The sequence below is a fragment of the Psychrobacter sp. FME6 genome (assembly GCF_014861365.1).
In the GTDB taxonomy this organism is placed as follows: domain Bacteria; phylum Pseudomonadota; class Gammaproteobacteria; order Pseudomonadales; family Moraxellaceae; genus Psychrobacter.
On the sequence record NZ_RRYW01000150.1, the window covers coordinates 1 to 4543 of the forward strand.

The window sequence follows — 4543 nt, forward strand, 5'->3', positions numbered from 1 at the left end:
AGATTGAGTAGTCATTGCTTATTCTCCTGTTAGTGGATTATAAGCAGTTACACAGTTTTTGGGAAAGGCTCACCCTTGAATGGGTGGACTGGTTCAATAAAACACGATTGCACAGTACCATTGGTTATGTGCCACCTTTTGAGTTTGAAAAACGGTATTATGATAATTTAGTCCTGTCAGGCATGGCTGCCTGACTCAAGTAAATCAGCCTCCGATATAGTCGGGGCGGTTCATTAAATTGAGAAAACGTTTTTTACTCAGCTTTCAATGTAAGTAGCATTCACTGGTGGCAACCTTTTCTTTAAACTCTCATTTTCTGAACTCAACTGAATTATTTTAAGTTCTGCTTCAAGAAGCATAGATAGAGTATTGTCACGTTGATCGGTTATTGATTCAATACGGACGCGTAAGCTTCTATTACTTGCTCGTTGTGCAAGGACTAACTGTCTAGACGAGCTATGGACTTGGGTCTCTTTATTACCTTCAATATAGATCTGAATTTCTTTAACCAACTCTGGATAACGACTACGACGTAATGCAGAGGGATCTACACCTGCTTCTTTAGCAACGTTATTTTGACTTAGAAGAGTACCTCTTGGTAGAACCTTAGGTCTATTCAACTTGAGACGTTCAAATGCCTCACGAAATTTAAGTTCAGCTTTACTTAACTTTTTTAGTTCAATTATTTTCGATGACATTTATAGCTCTCTCTGATGACTCTAACTGTGCATTTAAGGCAATGTATAGTGGGGAGTCTTTTTCTGAGTCCTCTATCTGCACACTTATTATTTTATTAAGCTCCTTAATTTCAGGAAGATTCTTCTTATCCAATAAAATGGAGTCGCAAGGTAGTCTTTCACCATATCCCATACAGTTACTGATATTAGAAAAACCTCCAAACGGACAAGGCGCTCCAGGCTTAGCACAGCCACCCAAGAGTGTCTGACGATAACTTATTTTGCCTTTCTTCGCAGCACTTATTAGTTGCTTATGATCTTTCTCTGATATTTTAGATAATATTTGACTCTTGCGCTTTTCACCATGTGGAGAGACATACTGATCTTTTTGTAGTTGCTTAAAATTTCGTACTATTGTTTCGTATATCTCACGCAGATAGATATTACGAGCATCTTCGCTCAGTGGTTCGACCAACTTATAATAATTTTTCCCATAATACATACTCATCGCTCTATTAGCATGTTTTAGCTGAAACTGTAATGAGGATTCTGTTACTAATCCACTTGCTAGCATATTAACAGCTCCTGTTCTTCGTAGTTGGTGCCATGCTAATGGCCAAGGCTTTCCTACAGCATACCTTTCAGGGTCAAGACCACTTGTTAATCTATTAGCTATTTCTAAATCTTCCTTAGTGATATTTAACTTTTCAAGATCGAAAAGCTTTGGCCACATAGTTTTAGCTTCATTATATGAAAACATTTTTTTATATTTATTGTTGAGCTTAGTTCTAGGTGAGTTGTCTCCCCATGGCTCATGTATAAAAGCTTGCAATATAGGTCTATTAATATCTTCTTGAGTTAATTCTATATGAGGGTTTTCTTTAGCTGCTATCATCCTCAGATTTGCAACAACTTCCATAATATCAATTGCCATTTTAACAGTGGGTGGTACTATCCATCTGGCATTGTCATCGTACATAGTTTTGGTCGTTGAGCCTCTAATAGTATGGATCTCATTGCATAATTCATCTTTTTCTATTTCGTACGAGTTAGCATGTAGTCGGCTACCTTCCTGAACTCTCATTAATGAAAAGTTAAGGGTATATGCCAAACCTACGACACTCAGTAAACTTAAATAGCTTGAGAGATTTCTTAGGCTTATACTGATTTTTGATCCTGTCCACTTTTCTAACAAATCTTCTATGCCATAACGTTTAGCAATTATATTAAAGCTACGATAGAAAACTTTACCTGAGCTATTTTTGTAAAAATCTGCATCTGGACTAATTCTATTTGGACGCTTAACCTCTCTAAAGGGTCTATCAGCTATATTTATAGGAAATGCGTTTGATAAACTTCCACCTGCGTTATTAGCATATAAATCTAAACAAAAGTTATAGCAATCAATAATACCTTCTTTGTGACTTAAGAAATCTTCCAAGCACTCTCTCAACCTCAGAACCTGATAACTCCATATTCTAGGGGGGATATACGCTGTTTGAGTAGATTCTTTCACATACAACATATTACTAAGGTTCGTCATTCCTTCTTCATTAATAAGTACAAAACCTAAATAATCTTTTGCTAAGAATAATTGAACTAAGCATGGTATAAATGTAGCTTTTCTTGTTAAATATTCACTTGCTAACTTGTCGATTATTTCTGGATATTTATAGATTTCTGTAGCTAAAATCCCGTGATCTGTACAAACCCAAAACAAAGGCTTTATTAGAGCAAATTTTCTAACTAGAGATTTTGCGGTTTTTACAGCATCCGGCCCCCAGATCCACCATGCCGCTATCTGACGTAAGATGATTCCATTTTCTGAGCTTATTTTCCTACCTCTCCCAACTCCATCACCAAAATATATACTTAATTTATGTCCAACCCATACGGATAGATCCCATCTAACATCACCGTATCTAGATAAAACATTACCTTCTAAGTCCAGGGTCACTGGAAAATCCTTCCTCGGCGGCCAACAGTCTGGTTTAAAGTTGGGTGCATCTTTAAATTGAAAAGTAGTTTTAATTTGTAGGCCTGGAAGGCTATTTAAATTCATATAACTATTTCCATCAACCGTATATGACCATCCCAATATGGATGAAAGATACCTGCCCGTACTGAATCGTTAGCCTGTTCAACCCACTTCAATTGATTTTTATTTTCTTTAGATATACTCTCTAACTTTTTCATAATTCGTTCAAGCACCCTATAGTTTGGATCTTTTTCACGATCAACAGAAGAGTAAAGAATATTGAGCTCAAGTTTTTTTAAATATGCATATGAGGATAGTTTCCAACAATAATCCATATTCATGATATCTCGATGTTTGTCACAAAACAAACAACCATCAGAACTAATACAGTCAGGATCAGGAGAGTTCGTAGAAAAATTACTGATAGTTACTGGCTGCCTCTCAGCTATGCAAACCCCAGGGCCGGGTGGTGAGTAGGCTTGTTGATTATTGGAATGAAACTGAATAATTTCAGTTGCTACTGACTGATAATCTGGCTTTTCATAATGTCTTAGCAGAGTGCTTTCATCATGTGCAACCATATTAGCTGTGAGTTTAGAATCTTTAGTATACCTCAGTATCCAATTTACACGATTAGAACGTAACGTCTTAGGACTGTAGAATGTTTTACCTATTTTTTTAAATACTAATCTTGTAGACTTAAACGTTGCAGCCGATTTTTCACCTTTGCCCCCCATAGACCTACCAAAAAACGGAAAAAGTCGATTATCATGATCACTTAATCCAGTATCTTCTAGCCATGATAAGTAAGTATTAAAATGGTTACGATATGCTTTAAAGCAACAAAATAAAGCATCTCCTTGCCGCCGATTTTTATATACGCGAAAAACGTCAAAATCCTCACCGTTAGTTTGCCACCTATAATTACTTTTATCTATTTGTTCGGCTTGCGATAAATTCATTCCAGTTTGTGCAATAAAAATTAGTAACTCGCACTCTACACGCAGTCTTAAAATAGGAAATCGCGCATTCTTTTCGAAAATATGCTCACTATCTAACATAGCTCGGCGACTTCTAGTCGCTGCTCGTAATAAATTTTCATCAGTAATTGTGGACAAATCTAGATTAGGCTTGAGCAAACGACCTGCAACTTCTATTACTATGTTATTAGGAGCAGATATATATATTGGTAGCTCCCCTCTAATTGTGTTGACATCTAAACTACTACATATTGCTGTTAATATATTTCCGAATTCAAATAACTTCTTTACGTTGTCCTTATCGTTTTGTATACCTAAAATCTCTTTTTTATCTTCAGGTCTTGTTATACGTGTTAAGCATAAAACATTTCTCCCTGGTTTCATTCCCTCAAGCTTAAGAGCTCTAGCAATTAGATTGGACATTTTAGCAGCCATGCTATACGCAGTTCGTTCAGCCATATTCTGCTTTATATGTACGCGTTCTAATAAATACTCTGTCCATAGACAAAAACTATTGACAACACTTTCAACTGTCATTTCTTCTGAGTGAGTATCTGCCCAAGCATATAAATCCCTTAAAATCAATAAATTGTTAATCAATGTAGTGCGAGCCTTTCCTTTAACTATAAAACAAGTTAGCGCTTCATGAAAAGCAAAAACTAATGGAATTCGTTTTGTCTCTACTGTGCCAAAATCCCCTCTCTTGATAGCTTCAATAACAATTTTACGGTCAGTACTAGGCGCTCCTTTATACAAAAACACCTCTAAATCCCAAGGAGTTCTAGTACCCTGTGTAGTAATTTGTGGAAAGCTGAGATCATACTCAATCATCTTTGATATCTCTTGATAGGCCCATTGAGCTATGCTGACAAAACCGTACAAGTAAACTTGGTAAACTAAGCGTATTA

The 4543-nt window shown here is 36.2% G+C and carries 3 protein-coding genes and 1 pseudogene; 1 reads left to right on the forward strand and 3 read right to left on the reverse strand.

The annotated features are described in order from the left end of the window. Window positions 1–62: 62 nt before the first annotated feature. Window positions 63–194: pseudogene (locus tag EI162_RS14965) on the forward strand (IS3 family transposase); the annotation flags it as partial. 63 nt (window positions 195–257) lie between these two features. Here EI162_RS14965 and EI162_RS13510 read toward each other — a convergent pair. The 3 genes from EI162_RS13510 to EI162_RS13520 all read right to left on the reverse strand — a co-directional run. Then, entirely contained in the window at window positions 258–698 is a 441-nt protein-coding gene (locus EI162_RS13510) for a hypothetical protein (RefSeq protein ID WP_192524835.1), read from the reverse strand. Then, entirely contained in the window at window positions 679–2739 is a 2061-nt protein-coding gene (locus EI162_RS13515) for a hypothetical protein (RefSeq protein WP_192524836.1), read from the reverse strand. Before EI162_RS13515 ends, EI162_RS13510 begins: the two co-directional genes overlap by 20 nt. Then, window positions 2736–4543 (reverse strand): hypothetical protein (locus EI162_RS13520; protein WP_225737004.1); only part of this gene is annotated, 1808 nt, incomplete at its 5' end. The genes EI162_RS13520 and EI162_RS13515, both read right to left, overlap by 4 nt.

Bases quoted from the DNA above. Each gene is read 5' to 3' on its own strand.
- EI162_RS13510 (WP_192524835.1), bottom strand. From the start codon at position 698: ATGTCATCGAAAATAATTGAACTAAAAAAGTTAAGTAAAGCTGAACTT.
- EI162_RS13515 (WP_192524836.1), bottom strand. From the start codon at position 2,739: ATGAATTTAAATAGCCTTCCAGGCCTACAAATTAAAACTACTTTTCAA.